Origin of the sequence: Asanoa ishikariensis (assembly GCF_900107455.1) — a bacterium.
Classification (GTDB): Bacteria; Actinomycetota; Actinomycetes; order Mycobacteriales; family Micromonosporaceae; genus Asanoa; species Asanoa ishikariensis.
Genome location: NZ_FNQB01000003.1, coordinates 412,579 through 434,719 on the forward strand (window position 1 = coordinate 412,579; position 22,141 = coordinate 434,719).

The window sequence follows — 22,141 nt, forward strand, 5'->3', positions numbered from 1 at the left end:
GCCCGCGGCGTCGGTTAACGTCGGGCCAACCCGTTCCCGCCGCGAAGGAGCCGCCATGGCCCGGTTCGTGCAGCCGCTTCCGCCGCCGGAGGACCCGTACGCCGGCGATCGGTTTCTGCGGGTCTGGCTCGACCGGCAGCTCGGCGTGACCGGCCACGCCCTGGCCAAGGCACGGCTCACCGACCTCGCCGCCGACGTCGCCGGACCGCTGCGGGCCGCGCACGCCGACGCCGAACAACATCCGCCCAACCTGGTCCGCTACGACCCGTGGGGTGCCCGCGTCGACCGCGTCGACACCTCCGCCGGCTGGCAGGCGCAGCGGGCCGCGGCCGCCCGGCACGCCGTGGTCGCGCTGCCCTATCTGGACGAGGCGCGCGGCACCTGGGGCGCCGCCACCCGCAGCGTCCAGCACGCCCTGCTGCACCTCTACGGCCCCGAGTCGGCGACGTTCTCCTGCCCGGTCGCGATGGCCGACGGCGCCGCCGCGCTGCTGTGCCGGGGCGACGTCGACCGCGGCGTCCGCGACCGGTGGCTGCCGCGGCTGCTGTCCACCGACCCGGACACCGCGATCACCAGCGGGCAGTGGATGACCGAGTCGCAGGGCGGCTCCGACCTGGCCCGGTCCTCGACCGTCGCCCGCCGCGACGGTGACCGTTGGCTGCTCTCCGGCGACAAGTGGTTCTGCTCCGCCGCCGACTCCGCGATGGCGGTCGCGTTGGCCCGGCCCGAGGGTGCGCGTCCGGGCAGCCGGTCGCTGGCGCCGTTCCTGCTGGCCCGGTACGCGGGCGGCGCCGACGGAGGCCCGCCCGCCCCGGGTGTGACCGTGCACCGGCTCAAGGACAAGCTCGGCACCCGCGCTCTGCCGACCGCTGAGATCGGCCTGACCGACGCCGTCGGCGTCCCGCTCGGCGACCCCGCTCAGCCGGGCCTCGTACGCGCGATGACCCTCGTCGTGATCACCCGGCTGCACAACGCCGCCGCGGCCGCCGGTGGGATGCGCCGGGGGCTCGACTACGCGATCGCGTACGCGAAGGGCCGGCACGTCGCCGGTGGTCTGCTCTTCGACTCGCCGCTGCACCGGGCCACCCTCGCGACCCTCGCCGTCGACGCGATCGGCGCGTTCGTCCTGGCCGGGCACGCGTTCGCGCTGCTGGGGCGGGTCGAGGTCGGCTCCGACCCGGCCGCCGCGGCCGAGCTCCGGCTGGTCGCGCCGCTGGCGAAGCTGGCCACCGGGCGGCTCGCGGTGAGCTCGGCGAGCGAGTACGTCGAGTGTTTCGGCGGCGCCGGCTACGTCGAGGACACCGGCGTGCCCCGGCTGCTCCGCGACGCCCAGGTGCTGCCGATCTGGGAGGGCACCACCAACGTGCTGGCCCTGGACGCGCTGCGTGCCGTCGCCCGCGACGACGCCGGCACCCCCGTGGTGGCCCGGGTCGCGGCCGCCGCCGACCTGGCGCGCGGGCTGTCCCCGGCGGTCGCCGACACTCTCGCTGGGGCGGCGCGTGACCTCAGCGCCCGGCTCAAGGAAGCGGCAGCGGACCCGACCGCGGCGACCGTCGTCGCCGGGGCACGCGGGTTGGCGCTGCGCACCGCGTACGCCCTCGCCGCCGCCCTGCTGGTCGAGCAGGCCGCCGACCGCGACGAGCTCGCCGAGACCGCCGCCCGGCTGTGGGCGCGGCGCTGGCTGCGCGGCGAGGACATCGCCGTCGACGCGGCCAACTACGCCGACGTGCTGTGCTAAGCGGGGGGCATGCCCCAGAACCGGGCGAGGGCCGCCGTGGCCGGGTCCTCTGAGCCCAGTAGCGTCTCCCAGCCCGACGACGCCGGGTCGAGGCCGGCGTAGGCGGCCAGGTCCGTGGGCTCCGGCACGTCCGACGGCATCAGCTCGGACGGGCCGAGCGAGCCGAGCGCGGCCGGGTCGGTCCACGGCGCACCGTCGATCGGCTCCGGCAGGCCGGCACCGAGATCGAGGGCGGCCGGGAACTCCGGGGTGGGCCAGAGCGCGTCCGTGTACGCGGAGACGTCCGGGTCGATGCCGAACAGCCCGGTGGCGTCCAGCGGCGCCGGTGTGTCGTCGCCGTCGAGCGCGTCGAGGCCCGCCGACCAGTCGTGCTGCTCGCTGACCAGCGCGTGCGGCGCGAAGGGATCGTCGGCGCCTTCGTCCCACTCCTGGTGGTCGTCGTGCCCGGCGAGATCGTGGCCACCGCCCAGGTCGTGTCCGCCGCCTAGGTCGACGCCGAACGGGTCCGTGTCGGCGTTGCCGTCGAACCCGAGGTCACCCGGCTCATCGTACCCACCGTGCTCGTCATGCGATCCGTGATCTTCAAGATGGTCGCCGTGGTCGCCAGGATCAGCGTGGCCGTCGCCCCAGGTCCAGTCGTCACTCATGGCAGCTCCTGGTCGTCGGTGGTCGGTGCGGGTGCCAGGGTCCGCGCGCGGACCAGCACCGTGTCGACCTGCTTGATGCGGGAACGGATCGCCTCACGTTCGGCGGCCACGCCGGCCCGGCGCCTGGCCCGTTCGGCCTTGTCGTCGGCGAGCGCCTTGTCGATCTCGGCGATGTGCGCGTCGAGCTGTGCCAGCCGCCGCTCGATCGCGTCGTCGAGGGAGAGCGTCAGCGCGTACTGCAGGTCGGTGAACCGGTGCATGATCTCGTCGGAGAGGGCGGCGCGGGCCTCGCTGAGCACGTCGCGCAGCCACAGCCGGGCCTGGGCGCGGTCGCTCTGCGCCCGCCGCCGGTAGAGGATGAACGCCCCCGCCGCCAGCCCCAGCCCGAGGCCGGCGACCGGCACGAGCAGCCCGCCGCCGAGCAGCGCGCTGGCACCGAGCGCGGACGCGCCCGCCATCGCCCCGCGGCCGGCCATGAACGCCATCCCGCCGGCCGACATCGCGATCATCATGTTGTCGGTGCCGGTGTCCCGCGGCGGCCGGCTGGTCAGTGCGTGCCGCAGGGTGGCGTTGAGCCGGGCGAGCACGAACTGCAGCTCGTCGGCGCCGAACACCTGGGCGAGAACCTTCTCGGCGACCTTGCGGAACCGGTACTCCAGGTCCTGCGACAGCCGCACCGACAACGCCTGCAACGCCGTGTCGAGGTCGCTGGGCAGGGCCTTGAGCTCGTCGCTCTTGGCCTTGTCGATCCGGGTGAGCAGCTCGTCCTGCAGCTCGGCGACGTACGTGCGCAGCTTGCCGGTCGCCTCCACCCGCGCCCGCTGCGTCTCGGTGTTCAGCGTCAGCGACCACTGCCGCGACTCGGTCCGCTTGCGCGCGGCGAGGGCGGAACGGTCGGCCCGGGCCTTGGCCACGTCGGCCGGGTCAGGGTCGGTGGCGGTCAGCCGCTCGCCGGCCCGCAGGTCGAGCCGGACCAGCTCGCTGCGCACGGCCCGCAGCACGTTGGCCTGCCGCAGCAGGTGTCCCTTGCCCGCCAGCTCGATCAGCGCGTGCTGCAACGGCGCGATCCGCGACTCGCGGACCAGCTCGGCGCCGGCCTCGCCGGGCAGCGTCATCGACAACTGCGCGAGCCGCGCGGACACGGGGAACCACGGCGCCTGCGCGAACCGCGGCGCGTGCGTCTGGAGCTGCGCGCGGTCGTCGGCGAGGATGGTCCGCCAGCCCGGGTACGCGTCGGTCTTCGTCAGCGCGAACACGACCACGTTGACCCGCTTGCTGGCCTCGATCAGGAACTCGAGCTCGGGGCGGGTGAACGGCCCGGACGCGTCGACCACGAACAGCAGCGCGCCGGCCTGCGCGGCGGCGTCGAGGGCGACCTCGGCATGCAGCGGGTCGAGCCCGCCGGTGCCGGGCGTGTCGACCAGGCTCAGGTACTGCAGCAGCGGCGCCGAGTGGGTCACCTCGATCCGGCGCGGCGGCCGGATGCCGTCCGGGAGCTGCCCGAGGACGGTCGCCCAGTCCCGCAACTGCGAGAGCTCCAGGGGTACGGGCTGCGCGCGGTCGGGCAGCCACGCCTGCGCGCCGGGCGGGCTGCCGGGCACGAACTCCAGGTACGTCGCGGTGGCCACGGCCGCGTCGACCGGTGACAGGTCCGGCACCCCGATCAGCGCGTTGACCAGCGAGCTCTTGCCGCGCTTGGTCTCACCGACGACCACGATTGACGGCCTGGTCACCGCGCGGCGCCGCAGCGCCTCGATGTCGGCGGCCGCGTCGGCGTCGGCCCGGCGCAGGAACGCCAGCGAGCCGTCGACGGCCTCACCGAGCAACGTACCCAGGTCGCTCACGAGGCCACCTCCGCCCGCAGCCGCTGCGAGAGCAGGTGGAAGCCGCGGTGGACGACCAGCGCCACCCGCGACTGGGCGGGGCTGGCGCCGGCGACCGCGAACACCCGCCAGCGGGCGGCGGCGGCCAGCGCGGCCTCGCGTAGCTCGCCGGCGCCGGCGGTCGGCAGGCTGAGGATCCACTGCGGGTCCTGCGACAGCGCGAGCCGGGTCAGCTCCTGCTCCATCGGCGCGGGCAGCTCGACGGCGCCGCCGCTGACCTGCTGTGCGACCTCGAGCAGCCGCAGCCGGTGGTATTCCGGGCGTTGCAGCACCCGTTCGATCGCGTCGCGCAGCACCTCCCGGTCGGGGATGGTGTCGGCGTGCCCGGCGGCCTTCTCCAGCGTGGACAGCGCCCAGCCGGCCTTGATCGCGTCGGTCCGCCACCGGAACGCGTGGTCGAGCGTGTGCCGCAGCCGGGGGAACCCGGACGCCTGGTAGAGCATCCGCACCAGGTCACCGCTGCCCAGCGTCGGGTGGGCGGCGAGCTGCGCGAGGGAGAAGCCGATCCCGTACAGGTCGAGCAGGGTCAGGAGCCGTTCGCGGTGCTCGCGCGGCACGGATGCGGGCCGGGACACGAACAGGTCGACGGACGCGAGCAGCAGCGTACGGTCGGCGAGCGGCATACCGGAGAGCACCCGCAGCGCCTCGCAGTCGGCCGCGGTCAGCCGCCCCGCCTCGGTCGTCTCAGCCAGCAGCCCGACCACCGGCACGACCCCGGAGACCACCCGGCGCAGCGCCTTGCCCTGGTCGTCGGCCAGGCGCTCGGCGACCGGCCACGGGTCGGCGGCGCCGTCGACGAGCTTGTCGGCCTTGTTGAACAGCCCCACCGAGTTGATCGGGTTGCTGGCCAGCCGCGCCGACACCGACCGGAACGCCTCCAGGGCGGCCACGTCGTCGTCCCGGACAGCCTGGGTGAACACGTACACGATGGCCTCGGCCCCGGAGATCGCCCCGGCGGAGTCGGCGTCGAGCCCTTCGTCGATCGGCGCGGTGTTGTCCTCGAAGAGGAAGCGTCGCGCGCCGGCCGAGACGGAGGCGTTGGTCGACGACAGCCCGGGCGTGTCGACCACGGTCAGGTCACGCAGGTTCGCGCTGGTCAGGGCGACATCGACATAGGCGACCTCAGCCGCGGGTACGCCGAGCCGCTGCGGGATCATCCCGCTCTCGTCCAGCGGCAGGCTGACCCGGCTGCCGTCGCGGCGCACGACGTCGACCCGGTCGGCCGTCCCGTAGCGGAACTGAGTGACGACCCGGGTGCACTCACCGACCTCGGTCGGCGCGACCCGCCGCCCGATCAGCGCGTTGACCAGGGTCGACTTGCCGGCCTTGAGCCGACCGGCGATCGCCACCCGCAGGGGTTCGTCGAGCCGCTGCCGCACCCGCCGCACCTGGATGCGGGCGGCGTCGGAGGTGAGCCGCGGGCCAACCTCGTCGCACAGCCCGGCGACGACCTGCCGCAGCGCGATGGGTGCCGTCACGCCGGGACACTCCCCTGCAAACCGCCCTTATCGGGCATGATGCCCGTGCTGGGGTCGTCAGGTCGCGGCACGTCGGCGACAATGACGGTGGCCCGGCGGGGGTGCGCGGTCATCTGGCGTGGTCCTCCTGGCTGGGTCGGCTAGACCAACACTACGAATATCCTGCCGGCGGCAGGATCCCATGTTCGTGCCACCGGGGTACGCGTCCGCCGGCGGCCCCGAAGGTCGGAGGATGAGTGCCGCACGCACCGGGCACCGACGTCGCCGACCGTGCCGCCGGTGAGCCGGCCGGCACGGCGCCCGACGACGTCGTCGCGCGGGCCAGCGCCCTGCTGGCCAAACCCGGCCTGGTTGTACTGACAGGGGCGCCCGGCACCGGCCGCAGCACGGCCCTACGAGACCTGGCGGCGGCCTTCCGCGGCCCGGTCTTCGCCGGCGGCGGCCTCTCGATGCTCCAGGACGTGCCCGCGCTGGCCCTGTCCCGCGCGGTCCGCGTCCGGCTGCCCGCCCACGACACGGCGCTGCTCGCCGAGGCGGTGCGCTCGCGGGTCCGGTCCGGGCTGCTCGTCGTCGACGACCTCCAGTGGGCCGATCCGGCCACGGTCGCCGCCGTCGCCGCGCTGGCCGCGCACACCCGGGTCGCGGTCGCCCTGCGCACCCCGCACCGCCTGCCCGCCGCGTCGGTGGCCGCGCTGCGGTCGGCGTCCGCCGGATGGCTGGCCGTGCCGCCGCTGACCGTGGCCGCCGCCACCGACCTGGCCCGCCGCGTCGCGCCGGCCCTGGGTGACGCGGCGCTGGCCGAGGTGGTCCGCCGCGCCGGCGGGGTGCCCCTGGCCGTCACCGCACTGGCCCGGCACGCCACGACCGGGCGGCCGGCCGCTGTCGACCGCGGCCCGGAGACGACCGGTGCGCTGCCGGTCGTGGTGCCGGCGACGCCGGAGGTCGACCAGGTGGCGTACGCGGTCGCCGAGGCGCTCGCGGACCTGACCCGCCCGGCCCGCACCGCGATGGCGGCCCTCGGCCTACTCGGCCGCCCGGCCTGCCCAACCATGCTCGGCGCGGGCGTGGAAGAGCTCCGCGAGGCCGGCCTGATCATCACCGTGCCCGCCCCCGCCGCACCGCCCGCGTCCTCCGGACCCGATGTCGCGGTGTCCGCCGACGGAAGTCCGGACAACGGCGGTTCTCCCGGCACTACCGCCGGGGCGGGCGACGGCAGCTCTCCGCCGGCCGGAGCCGCCGCGCCAGAGGCCGGTGAGTTGGTCGCTCCCGCCTCGCCCTACGTTGCCGAGGTGGCGGCCGGGATGCTTGATCCTGCCTCCCGGGTCGCCCTGCACCGGCGGTTGGCTGAGCTGACCCCCGACCGCGAGGCGGCGCGACATCTTGCCGCCGCGGGTGACGACGTCGGCGCGGCCGCGCGGGCGTTGGCCGCTGTCGCGCGGGCCGGCACCGCTGGTGAGCGGGCCGAGCTTCTGCTGCTCGCCTGCGACCTGCCGGGCGTGCGCCCCGACGACGCGACCCGGACCGCCGCCGCGGCCGCGGCCCTGGCCGCCGGACGGCCCCGCGACGCGGTGCGGGTGCTGGCGGCCGGTGGGCCGCTCGGCGTCGACGCCGCCGTGTTGCGGGCCGAGGCCCTGCTCCAGATCGGTGACCTGGCGGGGGCGCGGGCCGCGGCGGCGCCCGTACCCGACGACGCACCAGAGTTGGTGCGGTCGGCCCGGGACCGGGTCCTGCTGTTGGCTCGGCTGGCTAACGACCCCGCCGGTGCGCTCGCTGCCGCCGCCGGGCACGGTGCCGCCCCCGAGAACGCCGGGCTGCGGGCTGCGGTCGCCGCGGTGCGGGCCGCGGGGCGGGTGCCGGGCTGGGAGTACGGGCTGGCGTCCGCGGCCGAGGCCGCCGCCGCTGCCGGTGACCTGCTGTCGACCCGGTGGAGCGCCTGGCTGCTGGTGGAGACCCTGGCGGCCGACGGCCGGCTCGTCGAAGCCGCCGCCACCGCGCAGCGGGCGGCGGCCGCGTGCGCTACCGACCTCGCGTATAGCTGGCAGGCCCGGTTCCTCGCGGCCGCCCTGTGGTGCGAGGCGCTGCGCGGCGATCCGGCCGGGACCCCGGCCGACGACGTGGTGCGCCGTGCCGCCGACCTCAGCGACCGGACGGTGCCTACCCTGGCCCGGGCCTACGCGGTCGCCGCGGCCAGCCTCGTCGAGGCCGACGGTGGTCTGCTCGCACCCGCCCGGGCGCGGCTCGCCTCGGCCGCTCCCGCGCCGGCGGCCGCCGCCCTGTTGGACTGGGTCGGTCGGGAGGCCGCGTGGCTCGACGGCCAGCCCGACCGGGCCGCCGCACCGGACAGCGCCGCCGCGCCGCCGTTGGTCGACGGGCTGCGGCGGATCACCGCCCGTTGGGCCGCGTACGACGCCGGGGTTGTCGAGGAGCCGGACCCGGCGGAACTTGACGCGACGGACGTGGCGTCCGCCGGGCTGCCCGCGGTACGCGAGACCCTCGCCGCGTGGTCGGGTACGGGTGGCTTCGACCAGGCGGCGTTGGCGTGGCACGACGTGGTCGTGCGCGAGGAGGTGCGCTGCCTACTGGCGGCCGGCCTGCACGAGACGGACCCGGAACGCGCGGTGGCCGCGCTGCTGGCGGCGGAGTCCCTGGCGGAGTCGGCCGGCCTGGTGGTGCTGCTCGGCCGGGCCAGGCGGGCGTTACGCCGTCACGCGGTGCGGCGGGAGACGCGTGGGCCGCGGGCCGGGTCCGACCTGACCGAACGCGAACGCGACGTGTTGCGCTTGGTCGCCCGGGGCGAGCCGAGCCGCCGGATCGCCGGTCAGCTCGGAATCTCCGCCGAGACGGTGGAGACCCATATCCGTGCCGGGATGCGCAAGCTAGGAGCCCGCACCCGCACTGCGGCCGCCGCGATGGCGTTGGAGCAACTGCGATGACCGGGGTGGGGCCGTGACCGACGTTGACCAGCCCCGCTACGTGTTGCCGAGCGCCGGTGACGCGACCGCCGTGTTGCGCCGGCTGGCCCGGTCCGGCTGGACGACCCGGGAGGGCTTCGCCCTTACCGAGCAGTCCTGGGACCTCACGGGCACCCGGCTGCTGCTGTTCGGCCGTGTGCCTGACCGGGAGACCGTCCGCCTCGTCGTCCTGGCCGCGGCCCGCGGCGCCGGTGTCGTCGCGATCACCGACGCCACCGGCGACATCGGCCGGTCTTTGCTGGCGGACCTGACCCGGCTCGGCCCGGTGCACCGCGACGCGGGTGGCGCCGACCCTGGCCCGGCCGAGTCCGGGGACCTGCTGCCCGAGCAGCGCGCCCTGCTCGACCGTCTCGCCAGCGGCGAGACCATCGCCGCCGCGGCGGCCGCCGAGTTCCTGTCGCTGCGCACCGCCAACCGGCGGATCGCGCAGGCCCGCGAGGCCCTCGGCGTCCGCACCACCCGCGAGGCCGTCCTGGCCTACCTGAGCCAGCGCGGCACCTGAGCGGCCAAGCCAGCGCCAGACCCAGACCCGCGCGACAGACCAGCGCCAAAGCCAGGCCAGCGCAGCAGCCAGGCCCGCGCAAACGGCCGGGCCCGCGCGAACGGCCGGGCCCGCGCGAACGGCCGGGCCCGCGCGAACGGCCGGGCCCGACCGCGAAGGCCAGTCCTGCGCGAAGGCCAGGCGCGTGCAACAGCCAGGCGCTGCAACAGCCAGGCCCGCGCGAAGGCCAAGCCCGCGCGAAGACCAGGCCCGCGCAAACGGCCAGGCCGCGGGACAGCTAGGCCCGTGCGAAAGCCATGCCTGCGGGAACGCCATGCCTGCGGGAACAGCCAAGTCCGCGCGGCGGCTGGCTCAGGCGGTGATCAGCCGCTCGTATTCATTGCCCTCCGGTGTGAAGACCAGGATGAAGTCGTCGCCCGCTTCGGTGGCGACCCGGTGCAGGCGGGCCAGGACCTCGGCCTCGGTGGGAAGGTCAATGCCGAGCGCCGCGGCCGCCCGGTCGCGCCGCTCGCCCAGGTCGGGCAGGTCCTCGAGATATTCGGTGGCCAGCTCCTGGCTCTCCTCCGCGGTGAACGCCTGGCAGTCCCGCCACCACGGCGCGACCAGCAGGAGTTGCAGCAGGTGCTCGAGGCCGATCGCGACCAGGGCCGCGCCGCCCTCTGAGTCGGCGTACAGCACTGGGCGTTCCTCGCCACCGTCACCGCAGAAGAAGTACGTGCCGCCGGCCCCGTCACCCGCGAAACCTTCGAGGGTCGCCCCCGATGCGAGGTGGACCTCCTCGACGTGGTCCTTGCGGTCTAGCTCGAAGTCGCCCGGCCACATCAGGAAGCTGGCGGCGTCGTCGTGGTCGGCAATGGCGGCTATCAGCGATCGCATGCGCCGCACCTTAGCGGCCACCTACGACACTCACGCGCCCCGAAACTCAGGTGCGGCGGCGGTAGCGGCGCGACTGGTCGGCCGGCTTGGTCGGGTCTACGAAGCGCGGCCCGTCGAGCTCGTCCTGCCGGATCGCGGCGAGGGTATCGGTCAGCCCCTCGATGACCCGCTCCGTGGCCCGCTGCGCCGCGCCGGGCACACCCGGATCGAGGTCGGACAGGTCGATCGGTGCGCCGAAGCGGACCTTGATCGTGGGACGGCGCCAGACCGAGCGGGCCAGGCCGGCGATGACGCTGCGGAACGAGGCCACATAAGGAATCACCTCGTGCGAGCCCCACTGGGCGACCGGTACGACCGGTGCGCCGCTGGCGAACGCCAGCCGGGCCGTGCCCGTGCGGCCACGTTCGGGCCACATCGTCGGGTCGAGGCCGATGCGGCCCTCGGGGTAGACCATCACCACCGACTCGCGCACCGCGTCGACCGCGACCTGCAGCGCGTCGCCGACGTTGGCCGTGCGACGGTCGACCCGGATGTGCCCGCTGGACCGCATCGCCCAGCCGACGATCGGCGCCCGGAACAGCCCGCCCGTGGCCATGATGCGGGGGGCGATGCGGCGGACGCGGGTGGCGGCGGTCAGCGCGATCGGGTCGAACGGGCTGATGTGGTTGGCCGCCAGGATCAGCGGCCCGTGCCGCAGCGCCTCGGGGACGTCGCCGCTGACCTCGAGCTTGGCGAGGGCGGCGACCGCCAGCCGGGCGGTCATCTGCAGGGCCAGCCAGAACCGTGGCGCCTGCCACGTGGTGGCCGGCGGCGTGCTCGACATGGTCTCTGCGTCCATCAAGAATTGATCGTGCCACACCGGACGATCATGGGATCAGCGGTCGAAGCTCCGCACGCCCGCGCCGGGCCGCCACAGCTCGATGACCAGCTTGTCGGCCGCCCGGGACAGCCCCGTGTAGACGACCTCGCGCAGGTCGAGGCGGAACAGGTGCATGCTGTCGGGTGAACCGTCGGCGATCACCGCCCAGAACTGGTCGAGGTCGGTGACCTGTTCGGCGACGCCGCCCAGCTTGGCCTCGCCGGGCCACGAAGCCGGGTCGTCGCCCGGGTCGACCGGCGCCGAGTGCAGCGCGAAGCGCGGGTCGTGCAGCAGGTCCTGCGCCTTGCGGGCCTGCCACATGCTGCCGAGCCAGACGTCGTCACCGGCGAAGATCGTCTCGGTGCCGCTGATCCGGGGCGCGCCGTCGCGGCGGAGGGTGGCGAGGGTCTTGTGGGTGTTGACGTCGAACGCCGCCTTGACCCGCACCGCCAGCTCCGGGGCCTCCGCCGCGAAGCGCGCCCACGTCGTCATGTCAGCCGACGTCGCGTAGCTCGGCCAGCCGCGCCTCGATCTCGGCGAGCTCGGCGCGTAGCTTCACGGCCTGCGTCTCGGCCTCGGCCCGCTCGGAGGCCATGATCTGCTCGACGGCCTCGTGCACGCCGGGGACGTCGACCAGGGCGACCATCTTGAGCGCCTCGGCCGGGCGGATCGTGTAGGGCTTGGCCAGGCTCTTGGTGCCCTGCGCGGCCGCGACCGTCCACTCGCCGTCGGCGTAGGCCAGCGTCACCGTCAGGCCCGCCGGCCCCTTCGGCCTGGCCGCCTTGGCGGGCCGCTTGGCCGGGCGCGTCGCCTCGGCGGTCGGCTCCTCCACCGTGGACGTGGTCACTGTGCTCTCCTCACGTGGTGCCGGGACAGAAGGTTTGGCGGGGGTGGGCGGCAACAGCCCGGGGCCCGGTGGGGCCTCGTCGACCGGTGCCACCGGCTTCGCGGCGGCCTTGGCCGCGGCCGACGAGCGGGCAGCGGCGCCGCGGGGCGCGACGGCCAGGTCGATGGGGGAGAACGGCAGCTCGTCGCGGCCGAAGCGGACCACGACGAACTCGTCGGACGCGTCCGGGTCGGTCAGCTCGATCACCTGGCCGGTCTGGCCCTCGATCTGGCCCGCCGACGCCGTGAACACCACCTTGGGCTTGCGACCGGCGGCCAGGCCATCGCGGATCGACGACAGCTCGTCGGTGGAAAGACCGCGGACTGCGGTGCGCGCGGCGGCCATCAGGGAACCCCTCTCATCCGTACACCTGTTTGATTTTGTGCAGGCTCTTCATATCAGGCGCCTCCGACAAAACCGAAGGCGGCACGCCGCTCAGGCCGACCAGACCGCCGTGACCCTGGCCGCCTCGGTCGCCGCCTGCGCCCGTCCGGCCCGCGCGGAGGGCGCCCGCGCCGCCGGGTCGAGCACGTTGCGCCCGATCGCCTGCCGCGCCGCCGCGTCCGGAGTCACCACGACCACCGAAGCGCCGCCGCGGCGCAGCGTCGCGAGCTGCCGGTCGAGGCGGTGGTGCCGGCCCAGCGCGCGGGCGATGGGCGCGAGCAGCACCACCCGGTCGCAGCCGGCGGCCAGGTCGACGTTGGTGGCCGAGCGCACACCGCCGTCGACGTAGCGCCGCCCGTCGATCGTCACCGGCGGCCAGACGCCCGGCACGGCGCAGCTCGCACCGACCGCGTCGACGATGTCGACCCCAGACTCGCGGGTGAACACGGCCGTCTGGCCGCTGCCGGCGTCGACCGCCACGATCCGCAGGTCCCGTTCCGGCCAAACGGCGGCAGGCATGCGCGCCGCAATGGCCGCACGGCGACGGTCCTCCGGCATCGTCGGGGCGCGCAACGCCATCGCGCCGACCCGCGCCGCGGCGCGCTCCGGCTTCCGCGACGTCGCCGCCGCCCAGACCCACGACGCCATCGGACCCCAGCCGAGCTTGGCCGGCGTCCCGGTCTCCGGCGGGGCCAACTGCGAGGCGTAGAGGTCCTCCACGGCGACGCCCGACGCGATGCCCGTGCCGACGAACGACCCCGCCGACGTGCCGATCACCAGGTCGGCGGCGGTGAGGTCCACGCCTGCCTCAAACAGCCCGGCCAGCATGCCGAACTCCCACGCGATCCCGGTGACCCCGCCACCGCCGCACACCAATGCCCTGCCACCCATGCGCACCTCCGCCGGAAAAGTGCACCCAGCGTACGGCCCGGACATGCGGAGTCGACAATGGATGATCGCGACTATCGAATGCACATTCGCAGACGCCTATGCCCACGAATAAGCGGGGCAATAGGTTGCAGTGAATTTCTGTCAGATGGACGACCCCCTGGCGCAATTGATACGCCTCTATGATCGGCGCTGGATCACTGACCAGATCCGTCCACGGGGGAGGGTCGACCATGTCCGGTATCACCGTGCGCCGCCATGTCCGCTGGCGGCGCCGCGTCATAGCGACTACCTGCGCGATAGTGCTGACCGTCACGCTGGTGCAGCCGCTGGAGGGCAGCCCGGCCGCGGCCGCGCCGCCGGCCCCACCAGGGCCCGGGCAGGGTCCGGTCGACCGGCCGATGCCCAAGGGCGTCCGCCCCGACACCGCATTCCCGCCGGACGAACGACCGCCACTCGTGCCGCCGGAGGTCCGCGCCGACGGCGCCCCCAAGGAACTGTCCCGGGCGGCCTGGGACCGCCGCACCACCGCCCGCGTCGCGGCCGACGACCGCGTGTTCACCGACGTGCTGGCGCGCCCCGGCTTCCTGCTCGGCGACACCTCGGTCACGCTCTTCTTCAACGTCGCCGCCGACGCTCCGGCGTTCGGGAGCTGGCGGGTCACCGCGTACGACAAGGAGTCCCAGACCGAGCAGGCCTCGACCACCCTGTCCCGCGACGAGATCGCGAGGTCAACCTGCTCCGGCCAGCGCGACTTCTGCCGGTCGTTCGGCCGCGAGCACGGCTGGGAGCTCGACGCGAGCCGCGACTACGAGATCACCATGACCGCGGTCCTCGACGACGGCCGGGAGATCGTCTCCGACCGGCCCGAGGTCCGGCCCCGCGCCACCATCGTCCCGCCGGCGATCCCGCTGGGCCAGGCCGGTGGCTGCGGTTGCGGCAACGCACTCGCCCTGACCAGCGCCGGCCAGGCCATCCGCGCCGACGGTGTCAACACCGCCACGGGCGCGTTCATCCAGACCGCCGGCGACCTGGGCATGTCCTCGATCGGCGTGCCGTTCAGCTCGTCGCGCACGTACTCGTCGCTCAACGGCGTCGGCCCGCTCGGCGGCGGCTGGGCCTGGTCCTACGGGATGACCGTGACCGCGACCGACGGCGGGGCGGTCGTGCGCGCCGAGGACGGCGCCGAGGTGACCTACCGGCTCGACGGCGACAGCTACCGCCGCCCGCCGGGAGTGCGGTCCAACCTGCGCAGGGCCGGCGACGGGTGGGAGCTGACCACCCCCGACAACATCGCACACACCTTCGACGCGCAGGGCCGGCTCGCCTCGATCCTCAACCCGCGCGGCCAGGGCGTGCGCCTCGCGTACACCGACACCGCCATCACCGTCACCGACGCCTCCGGGCGCACGGCCAGAGTGACCCTCGAGGCCGGCCTGATCCGCGAGATCCACCTGCCCGACCACCGCAAGGTGCGGTTCTCCTACACCGGCACGCTGCTCACCTCGGCGCTCGACGCCCGCGGCAAGCTCTGGAAGTACACCTACGGCACCAACGGCCTGCTCGCCTCGGTCACCAACCCGGACCGGGTCGTGGCCGTGCGCACCGAGTACGACGCGAACAACCGGGTCAGCCGCCAGTTCGACGCGCTCGGCAACCCGACCACCTTCGCGTGGAACGCGGATGCGCAGGAGTCGCTGACCACCGACGCCGACGGTGTGCGGGTCTACGACGGCTACCGCGGCAACGTGCTGCTCTACACCCTCAAGGGCAACGGCGACGTCGAGCACCACCGCTACGACGGCTCGCTCAACCGCGGCCTCGTCGTCGACGGCAAGCAGAGCCAGCACGAGTCGCGGTTCGACGACCGCGGCAACCGCACGCGCCAGGACGCGCCGCAGTCGCTCGGGTTCAAGGAGGACACCGAGTACGACAACCGCAACAACCCGACCAAGCACACCGACGCCAACGGCAAGGTCTGGCAGGACACGTACAACGAGTTCGACGAGCTGCTCGAGAGCAAGGACCCCAAGGGCAACACGATCACCTACGAGTACGACGCCCGGGGTCTGCTGCTCGCCCAGACCGACCAGCGCAAGAAGGTGACCCGGTACGAGTACCTGCCGGTCGGCGACCCGAACAGCGGCCTGGTCAAGGCGGTCATCTCACCGCTGGGCCGCCGGGCCGAGTTCAGGTACGACAAGACCGGCCGCCAGGTCGCCGAGACCGACCCGCGCGGCACCGCGCCACGGTCCGACCGCGACGACTACACCACCCGCTACGAGTTCGACGCCCAGGACCGGATCGTCGAGGTCCACGAGCCGGGCAAGCACGACCCGTGGCGCACCACCTTCGACGACCTGGGCCGCACCCAGTCCCAGACGACGCCGCTGGGCGCCCGCGTCGAGCACCGCTACTTCGACAACGGGCTGCTCAAGTCCATCAAGGACGCCCGCCGCACCCTGTCGTACACCTACACGCCCGCCGGGCGGCAGGCGTCGATGCGGCTGGAGATGGACGACCAGCCCGACCCGGTGACCACGTACGCGTACAACGCCAAGGGTCTGCTGCACAAGGTCGTCTCGCCGCGCGGCAACCTGCCCGGCGCGAACGCGGCGGACTTCACCACCACCTACTTCTACGACGCCAACGACAACCCGCTGCGGATGGAGCGCCCGTACCCGGGCGGGATCACCGTCAAGCGCGACATCCGCGTCGACGACCTCGACCGCACGACGGCCAAGACCGACGAGCACGACAAGACGTCGACATTCGAGCGCGACAACGCCGGCAACGTCACCTCCACCACAGACAACCTGAAGCGCCGCACCGAGCTGGAATACGACGACAACGGCCAGCAGACGAAGATCCGCGACGGGGAGCAGGGTGTCGTCGAGTTCAAGTACGACGCGGCCGGCAACAAGATCGAGTCGATCCGGGCGACCGGCGGCCGCACCACCTTCACCTACGACGACGACGGACTGCTGGCCAGCTCCACCGAGCCGCGCGGCAACCTGCCCGGCGCCGACCCGGAGAAGTTCACCACCCACTTCGAGTACGACCTGGCCGGCAACGCGACCCGGACCGTCGACGCGCTCGACCACACGACGACCAGCAAATACGACGCCAACGACCGGCTGACCTCGGTCACCGACGCCAACAACCACACCACCACGTACACGTACCGCGACGACGACCTGCCGCGCACGATCCGGACCCCGGAGGCGCCGAACGACCCGCACGACCCGGCCAAGGGCGCCACCGTCTACGACTACTTCGACGACGGGCTCGTCGCCTCGGTCCGCGACCCCAACGGCAACCGCACGTACGTGGCGTACAACGAGGCCGGCTGGCTGACCAAGGAGACCGACCCGCTGGGCCGCGTCACCGAGTACGGCTACGACGTCGAGGGCAACCGCGTCTCGACCCTGAGCCGGTGGGACAACGAGCGACTCTCGACGACCGAGCGGGCCAAGCGCACCGTCGTCGAGTCGTACGACATCGTCAACCGCCGCGAGTCCAGCGCCCTGGGCAGCCAGGGGCCCCGCTACGCCTGGCAGTACGACGCCAAGGACCGCACCACCGCCTACATCGACCCGACCGGGCACCGCGCCGTCACCTACGACGACGAGGACCAGGTCCAGACGGTCACCCGCGTCGAGGCGGGCCTGGAGGAGAAGTTCCGCTACGAGTACGACGTGCGCGGCAACATCAAGCTGCGCGAGTACCCGGACGGCACCGCGGTGTCCTCGACGTACGACGCGGACAGCCAGATCCGCACGATGACCGCCGCGGGCGGCTCGGTCGGCGCCACACCGGCGACGTGGAAGTTCGACTACGACCCGGCCGGCCGGCGTGAGGTCACCTGGCTGCCGGCGGCGACCGGGCTGATCGAGCGCCGCGGCTACGACGACGCCGGCCGGCTCACCCGCATCGGCACCGAGCGCGCACCGGACGCGGCGCCGGTCGACCTGGCCGACGGCGGGCTGCTGTCCTTCGGCGACCGGCCCGACCCGCCGACCGACGTGACCGCACAGCCGGGCGCCGGCCTCGCGGTCGTCTCGTGGAAGGCACCGCGCGGCGACGACGTCGCCGGCTACACGGTGACCGCCGCGCCCGGCGACCGGTCCGTGACCGTCGGCGCGACGGCGACCAGCGCGGTCGTCAACGGGCTCGACGCCGGCACCGCGTACACGTTCACCGTCACCGCCCACGACAAGGACGGCGCCGGCGACGCCTCCGCGCCCTCCGGCCCGGTCGTTCCCGTGGCGGTGCCGCAGAACCCGGTCTCCGCCTACCAGCTCGAGCTCGACCCGGTCGGCAACCCGACCCGGGCCGTCACCACCCGCGGCGGCGTGTCCGAGTCCGTCGCGTACGCCTACGACAAGGCCGACCAGCTCGTCTCGGCCTGCTACGCGGCGGTGGACTGTGGCGACAAGACCCGGCCGGCGGGGCGGATCGACTACCGCTACGACCTGATGGGCAACCGGCTCAGCCAGAAGCGCACCGGGACCGCCGGAGACGACACCACCACGTACGAGTACGACCACGCCAACCAACTCGAGAAGGAGGTCCTGCGCGAGCCGCGGCACGTCACGACGACGGAGTACGGCTACGACGTCAAGGGCAACCAGACCCGCGTCGGCACCGACCGCTTCGACTACAACCTCGACAACTCCCTCGCCAAGGCGCGGGTCGCCGGGCGTGACGCGGTCTTCTCCTACGGGGCCGACGGGCTGCGGCTGACCGCGACCGTCGACCCGGGCACGCCGGAGCAGGCCACGCAGCGCTGGTCCTGGGACGTCGCCGGGACCCTGCCGCAGATCGCCCTGGACGTCCTGACCGACGCGAACGGCGCGACGACGGAGAAGCGCGGCTTCACGTACGGGCCCGACGACGAGCCCCTCGCCCTGCTCGACCCGACCACCGGGCCGCACTCGTACACCCACGACTGGCTCGGCGGCGTCGCGAACATGCTCACGCCGTCGGGGACGCCGGAGATCGGCTACGACTACGACCCGTACGGCAACCCGCGGGTCGGCGCGACCCTCGAAGGCACCGAGACCGCCGCAGGCGACACCGCACCGGGCGCCGTCCAGGCCCAGGCGGGCGGGCCGGAGAACCCGCTGCAGTACACGGGCGCCTACCAGGACTCCACCACCGGCAGCGGCAACTACTACCTACGGGCCCGCAACTACAACCCGGGCACCGGCCGGTTCACGGCCGTCGACCCGATGCCGTCCGGCGGCGCGGCGACCTCGGCCTACACGTACGCCGACAACAACCCGACCGTCTACACCGACCCGACCGGCAACATGCCGGCCCCCGGCGACACGGTCAGCACGGCCGCACCGGCCACGACCGCCACCGACGTCCCCCAGGTCAACCCGGAGGAGGTGGCCGAGGCAAACCGGATCCAGAGCAAGAGCGTGCTCGACGTGATCCTGGAGGCCGGCGGCCAGATCCTCATGGAGGTCCTGGGGATCAACGACATCCTCAACTGCCTCAAGGGCGACCTGGGCGCCTGCGCGATGGCGATCATCGGGTCGCTGCCCTGGGGCAAGATCTTCAAGGCGAAGAAGATCGGCGAGGCGATCTTCCGGGCCGGCAAGGCCGTCCTGACGTGGTTCAAACAGATGGACTGGGCCAGAGCGGTCCTGCGCGGTGCCGAACGGGCTGCCGAGGCCGCGAAGGCAGCAGCCGCCGCAGCGGCCCGGGAAGCGGCGCAGAAGGCGGCCGCGGCCAAGGCAGCGGCGGAGGCGGCGGCGAAGAAGGCCGCCGCGGAGGCCGCCGAACGGGCCAAGGCCCTCGCCGCCAAGGCGAAAGCCGCGACCAAGAAGTCCGACGGTGGCGGTGGCCCCAAACTCTGCGAGATCGCGAACAGCTTCGTCGCCGGCACCAGGGTCCTGCTCGCCTCCGGCGCCACCAAGCCGATCGAAGAGGTCCAGCCCGGCGACGCCGTCCTCACCACCGACCCCGAGTCGGGTCGCACCGAGGGACACCAGGTCACCCACACGATCCGGACCGACACCGACAAGGAGTACGTCGACATCGCCGTCGACTCCTCCGGCGGCCGCGACACCATCACGGCGACCGCACACCACCCGTTCTGGTCCGGCACCCACAAGCGGTGGGTCGACGCCGGCGACCTGAAGCCCGGCGAGCTGCTGCGGACCTCGGCCGGCACGTACGTCCAGGTCAGCGCCGTCCGCGCATACCACGGGGAACGCGTCACCTACAACCTGTCGGTCGACGGGATACCCACGTACTACGTGTTGGCCGGCGACACCGCAGTCCTGGTCCACAACCGCGGCACCAAGGTCGTCGGTCCGGCATGCGACCCGACGTCGGTCCTGGACGACGGGCGGGGCGTCTACATCCTGGCGGTCAAGCCGAAGAACGGAAACGGGTACAAGTTCTACATCGGCATCACCGACAAGCAGACGTTCGCGTCCCGGGTGCCGAAGCACTGGAAGCGCAGCCGGGGTGCCCTGAAGCGCGACGGCTACGACAAGAACGACATCGTCGGCGTCACGATCTACAAGACCGACGCGTCGAAGGCGACCCTGCAGCAGATGGAATGCCGCCTGATCGCCCGGTTCGGCGGCCCGAACGGTCCGCTGCTGCTCAACCGCAACAAGGGCACGAACTGCTAGGGGAGTAAGCGGAAGGGGGGCCGGGCGCCGGCCCCCCTTTCTTCAGAAGTGGCGGTTCTCGTCGAACCAGCGTCGCGCGGTGTCGTCGGGGACGCCCGCCCGCTTCGCCAGGTCGTCGAAGACGTCGCCGGCGTGCTCCCGGTTGAGCGTGTCGATCAGCCCGTACTTCTTCTCCACGGCGTTGAGGTCCGCGACGAACGCGCGCAGCACGGCCTCGGCCCGTTCGAGGCGGTCGGGTGCGTCCGCCGGGAGGCCGTCCACGGCCGTCGACGCCTTCACGTACGCCTTGCACGCCGCGGTCCCGAACGCCTTGGAGTCCTCGACCCAGTCCAAGAACGGGTTGTCGATGTGGGCCGACACCCAGCTATCGGACTTGGCGCCGCTGACGCTCACCGTCACACCGGTGCCCTTGAACCGTGCCTTGAGCGTCTTCGCGGTCGCCTTCAGGGTGCCGTTGAGCTCCAACTCCCGCAGCGCGGGCAGATCCGGCAGTGAGCTCGGGTCCCAGTCGTACGCGTTGTCGATCGTCAACGTCGTCAGGCCATGGTGGACCCGCAGCGCTTCGGTGTCGGTGAGCCGGCCCGGCGGGTCCAGGAACTCGACGTCGAGACTCTCGGCGGCGGCCAGACTGCTCAGCAACCGGGCCGAGAACTCCCCGCCGACCTTCACCCACACTTTCCTGGCATTGCGCAGACCCGCGGGCACGGCCGGCGGCTGCTCGCTGAAGCGCAGGAGCACCTCGGTGCCACGGCCGTCGTCCGGCGACTCGACCCGCAGCGTGGGGTGCGGGTCGTCCATCGACAGCGACTCGACACCGGCCGGCAGCCGCAGCCGGCGCAGGTCCGTGCCGTGCAGCCCGAGGTTGACCAGGCCCGTGGCGGACAGGTCGACGTCGGCGGGCAGGTCGCTCCAGCGCAGCGCCGGCATACCACGCGCCACGAGGGCCGCGAGCATGCCGCGGTCGGGACCTGACCAACTGATCGACATGGCGGACGGGAACTTGTCGAGTGCGGACCAATCGACGGGCCCGTCGGCCGGTACGGGAATCGCACCCTTGCCGCCGCTGAGATCGACCTGCTGCGTCCACACCGGCACCGTGGCCGGGCCCGCGCCGAAGTCGACCTCCATGGAGTCTCCCCAGGACATGCGGGCGACTATACAACGCGGAGGTTCACCACCATCGATGCGGCACTCCCGGCGTCAGCCCAGGGTCAGCGGGCTCAGCCCCAGCGCCGCCAACCGGGCCGCGTCTTCGCCCGAGACGGTGGCGCGGCCGGTCGCCATGCGCAACACCACCACGGGATCCCCACCGAACGCGGCGACCGCACCGGCCCAGGCCGGCCCGAACAGCGCCGGCAGAAGGTGCGCGGTGGCGCCAGCGGTGAGCCACGGCGGCCGCTCCAGCGCGTCGGCGACGTCCAGGCCATGCACGGCCGTCTCGAACAGCCGGGTGAGCAGGAAGTCGGACAACAGCATGGCGTCGCCGTGCCGGGTCCGCACCACCCGATCGTCGCGCTGCCGCCGGCAGACCTCGACCACCTCGTCGGCGACGCGGCGCAGGTCGCCGGCCAGGTCCAGGACACCGGCGCGGTCGTGCGCGATCCGGACCCGGTCCGCGTTCGCGGCCGCGCTGAACCGCTCGTCGCCGCGGTAGTAGCCGGTCACGCTGGTGTCGGCCCGTTCCGGCGCGGGCGCGGCCACCATGTCCGGGACACGACCCAGCACGGTGATGACGTGGCCGACGACGTCGCGCACCTGCCAGGGCGTGCACCGGGTGGGGCGCTCCCAGCCCGCCGCGGGCAGCGCGGCGACGAACGCGTGCGCCTCGGCGCGGAACGCGGACAGCACAGACTCGCTCGACTCCATCCCATGCACGCTAATTGATCATGGCAAGGGCAGGGGAGAGGCCAGGGAGTGTCCGAAATCAGGCGATATTACTGACGGGCTTGGCTACGTACGCCGTCTTGGCGTCCGGGTCGAAGCCGCAGGCGCGGTAGAAGGCGTGCGTGGCGGGGGTGCGGGACCCGGTCATCAGCATGACCTTGTAGCAGCCGGCGTCCCAGGCGGCCTGGAGTGTGCCGGCCATGATCTGGCGGCCGAGCCCGGTGCCACGCACCGAAGCGTCGACGACGACGTTCTCGACGACCGCATAGGGAGCCGCGCCGCGGGTCAGGTTCGGGATCACGTTCAGGTAGGTCGTCGCGACGACGACACCGGAAACCTCGAGCACGAACAGATCCAGTCCGGGCGTCGCCAGGATCCGCCGGAACGTCTCCGCCGCGCCGGCCGGCAACGGGTCGGCGGGGTGCAGCTGCCGGTACAGGCCGAGGATCGCTTCGAGGTCGCCCTCCCGGGCCACACGGAACATGCCA

At 73.5% G+C, this 22,141-nt stretch carries 15 protein-coding genes; 4 read left to right on the forward strand and 11 right to left on the reverse strand.

Annotation, left to right across the window (positions count from 1 at the left end; all coding sequences use genetic code 11):
* The first annotated feature begins 55 nt into the window (after window positions 1-55).
* Window positions 56-1,738 (forward strand): acyl-CoA dehydrogenase family protein, encoded by a 1,683-nt coding sequence (locus BLV39_RS26085; protein ID WP_090798588.1) that lies wholly within the window; start codon window positions 56-58, stop codon window positions 1,736-1,738.
* Here BLV39_RS26085 and BLV39_RS26090 read toward each other — a convergent pair.
* The 3 genes from BLV39_RS26090 to BLV39_RS26100 are packed head-to-tail and all read right to left on the reverse strand — an operon-like array spanning window position 1,735 to window position 5,746.
* Window positions 1,735-2,385, reverse strand: a complete 651-nt coding sequence (locus BLV39_RS26090; RefSeq protein WP_090798590.1) for a hypothetical protein — start codon at window positions 2,383-2,385, stop codon at window positions 1,735-1,737. The two genes, BLV39_RS26085 and BLV39_RS26090, sit on opposite strands and share 4 nt — an antisense overlap.
* Complete coding sequence (locus tag BLV39_RS26095; protein ID WP_090798592.1) at window positions 2,382-4,229, reverse strand: dynamin family protein; 1,848 nt, start codon at window positions 4,227-4,229, stop codon at window positions 2,382-2,384. Before BLV39_RS26095 ends, BLV39_RS26090 begins: the two co-directional genes overlap by 4 nt.
* Window positions 4,226-5,746: a dynamin family protein gene (locus tag BLV39_RS26100; protein ID WP_090798594.1), complete on the reverse strand. Its 1,521-nt coding sequence runs from the start codon at window positions 5,744-5,746 to the stop codon at window positions 4,226-4,228. Before BLV39_RS26100 ends, BLV39_RS26095 begins: the two co-directional genes overlap by 4 nt.
* A gap of 236 nt (window positions 5,747-5,982) precedes the next feature.
* Here BLV39_RS26100 and BLV39_RS26105 point away from each other — a divergent pair, with 236 nt between their 5' ends.
* The gene (locus BLV39_RS26105) at window positions 5,983-8,679 is read left to right on the forward strand and encodes a helix-turn-helix transcriptional regulator (RefSeq protein WP_090798596.1); all 2,697 of its coding nucleotides are present in this window, start codon (window positions 5,983-5,985) and stop codon (window positions 8,677-8,679) included.
* 13 nt (window positions 8,680-8,692) lie between these two features.
* Window positions 8,693-9,220 carry a LuxR family transcriptional regulator gene (locus BLV39_RS26110; protein WP_090798598.1) on the forward strand — a complete coding sequence of 176 codons (528 nt, stop codon included), beginning with the start codon at window positions 8,693-8,695 and terminating at the stop codon, window positions 9,218-9,220.
* A gap of 351 nt (window positions 9,221-9,571) precedes the next feature.
* On the opposite strand, the gene BLV39_RS26115 is transcribed toward BLV39_RS26110, so the two are convergent.
* From BLV39_RS26115 to BLV39_RS26135, 5 genes are all read right to left on the reverse strand, one after another.
* Window positions 9,572-10,096 carry a hypothetical protein gene (locus BLV39_RS26115; RefSeq protein ID WP_090798600.1) on the reverse strand — a complete coding sequence of 175 codons (525 nt, stop codon included), beginning with the start codon at window positions 10,094-10,096 and terminating at the stop codon, window positions 9,572-9,574.
* 46 nt (window positions 10,097-10,142) lie between these two features.
* On the reverse strand, window positions 10,143-10,934 hold the full coding sequence (locus BLV39_RS26120; protein ID WP_373315208.1) for a lysophospholipid acyltransferase family protein: 792 nt from the start codon (window positions 10,932-10,934) through the stop codon (window positions 10,143-10,145).
* A 36-nt stretch (window positions 10,935-10,970) separates the two neighbouring features.
* Window positions 10,971-11,447, reverse strand: a complete 477-nt coding sequence (locus tag BLV39_RS26125) for a pyridoxamine 5'-phosphate oxidase family protein (protein ID WP_090798602.1) — start codon at window positions 11,445-11,447, stop codon at window positions 10,971-10,973.
* Window position 11,448: 1 nt separating this feature from the next.
* On the reverse strand, window positions 11,449-12,186 hold the full coding sequence (locus tag BLV39_RS26130; protein WP_090798604.1) for a hypothetical protein: 738 nt from the start codon (window positions 12,184-12,186) through the stop codon (window positions 11,449-11,451).
* 90 nt (window positions 12,187-12,276) lie between these two features.
* Window positions 12,277-13,116, reverse strand: coding sequence for a patatin-like phospholipase family protein (locus BLV39_RS26135; RefSeq protein ID WP_090798606.1), 840 nt, complete (start codon window positions 13,114-13,116; stop codon window positions 12,277-12,279).
* Window positions 13,117-13,346: 230 nt separating this feature from the next.
* Here BLV39_RS26135 and BLV39_RS26140 point away from each other — a divergent pair, with 230 nt between their 5' ends.
* The gene (locus BLV39_RS26140) at window positions 13,347-19,769 is read left to right on the forward strand and encodes a polymorphic toxin-type HINT domain-containing protein (protein WP_143049887.1); all 6,423 of its coding nucleotides are present in this window, start codon (window positions 13,347-13,349) and stop codon (window positions 19,767-19,769) included.
* Between the two features lie 42 nt (window positions 19,770-19,811).
* Here BLV39_RS26140 and BLV39_RS26145 read toward each other — a convergent pair whose 3' ends face one another.
* The 3 genes from BLV39_RS26145 to BLV39_RS26155 are packed head-to-tail and all read right to left on the reverse strand — an operon-like array spanning window position 19,812 to window position 22,137.
* Complete coding sequence (locus tag BLV39_RS26145) at window positions 19,812-20,915, reverse strand: hypothetical protein (RefSeq protein WP_090798610.1); 1,104 nt, start codon at window positions 20,913-20,915, stop codon at window positions 19,812-19,814.
* A gap of 54 nt (window positions 20,916-20,969) precedes the next feature.
* Window positions 20,970-21,635: a maleylpyruvate isomerase N-terminal domain-containing protein gene (locus tag BLV39_RS26150; protein WP_090798612.1), complete on the reverse strand. Its 666-nt coding sequence runs from the start codon at window positions 21,633-21,635 to the stop codon at window positions 20,970-20,972.
* 58 nt (window positions 21,636-21,693) lie between these two features.
* Window positions 21,694-22,137, reverse strand: coding sequence for a GNAT family N-acetyltransferase (locus BLV39_RS26155; RefSeq protein WP_090798614.1), 444 nt, complete (start codon window positions 22,135-22,137; stop codon window positions 21,694-21,696).
* Window positions 22,138-22,141: the final 4 nt, after the last annotated feature.

Excerpts from the sequence above, each read along its gene's own strand:
- BLV39_RS26085 (WP_090798588.1), top strand. The coding sequence starts at position 56 with ATGGCCCGGTTCGTGCAGCCGCTTCCGCCGCCGGAGGACCCGTACGCC.
- BLV39_RS26090 (WP_090798590.1), bottom strand. The coding sequence starts at position 2,385 with ATGAGTGACGACTGGACCTGGGGCGACGGCCACGCTGATCCTGGCGAC.
- BLV39_RS26115 (WP_090798600.1), bottom strand. The coding sequence starts at position 10,096 with ATGCGATCGCTGATAGCCGCCATTGCCGACCACGACGACGCCGCCAGC.
- BLV39_RS26120 (WP_373315208.1), bottom strand. The coding sequence starts at position 10,934 with ATGGACGCAGAGACCATGTCGAGCACGCCGCCGGCCACCACGTGGCAG.
- BLV39_RS26125 (WP_090798602.1), bottom strand. The coding sequence starts at position 11,447 with ATGACGACGTGGGCGCGCTTCGCGGCGGAGGCCCCGGAGCTGGCGGTG.
- BLV39_RS26130 (WP_090798604.1), bottom strand. The coding sequence starts at position 12,186 with ATGGCCGCCGCGCGCACCGCAGTCCGCGGTCTTTCCACCGACGAGCTG.
- BLV39_RS26135 (WP_090798606.1), bottom strand. The coding sequence starts at position 13,116 with ATGGGTGGCAGGGCATTGGTGTGCGGCGGTGGCGGGGTCACCGGGATC.
- BLV39_RS26140 (WP_143049887.1), top strand. The coding sequence starts at position 13,347 with ATGTCCGGTATCACCGTGCGCCGCCATGTCCGCTGGCGGCGCCGCGTC.
- BLV39_RS26145 (WP_090798610.1), bottom strand. The coding sequence starts at position 20,915 with ATGTCCTGGGGAGACTCCATGGAGGTCGACTTCGGCGCGGGCCCGGCC.
- BLV39_RS26150 (WP_090798612.1), bottom strand. The coding sequence starts at position 21,635 with ATGGAGTCGAGCGAGTCTGTGCTGTCCGCGTTCCGCGCCGAGGCGCAC.
- BLV39_RS26155 (WP_090798614.1), bottom strand. The coding sequence starts at position 22,137 with ATGTTCCGTGTGGCCCGGGAGGGCGACCTCGAAGCGATCCTCGGCCTG.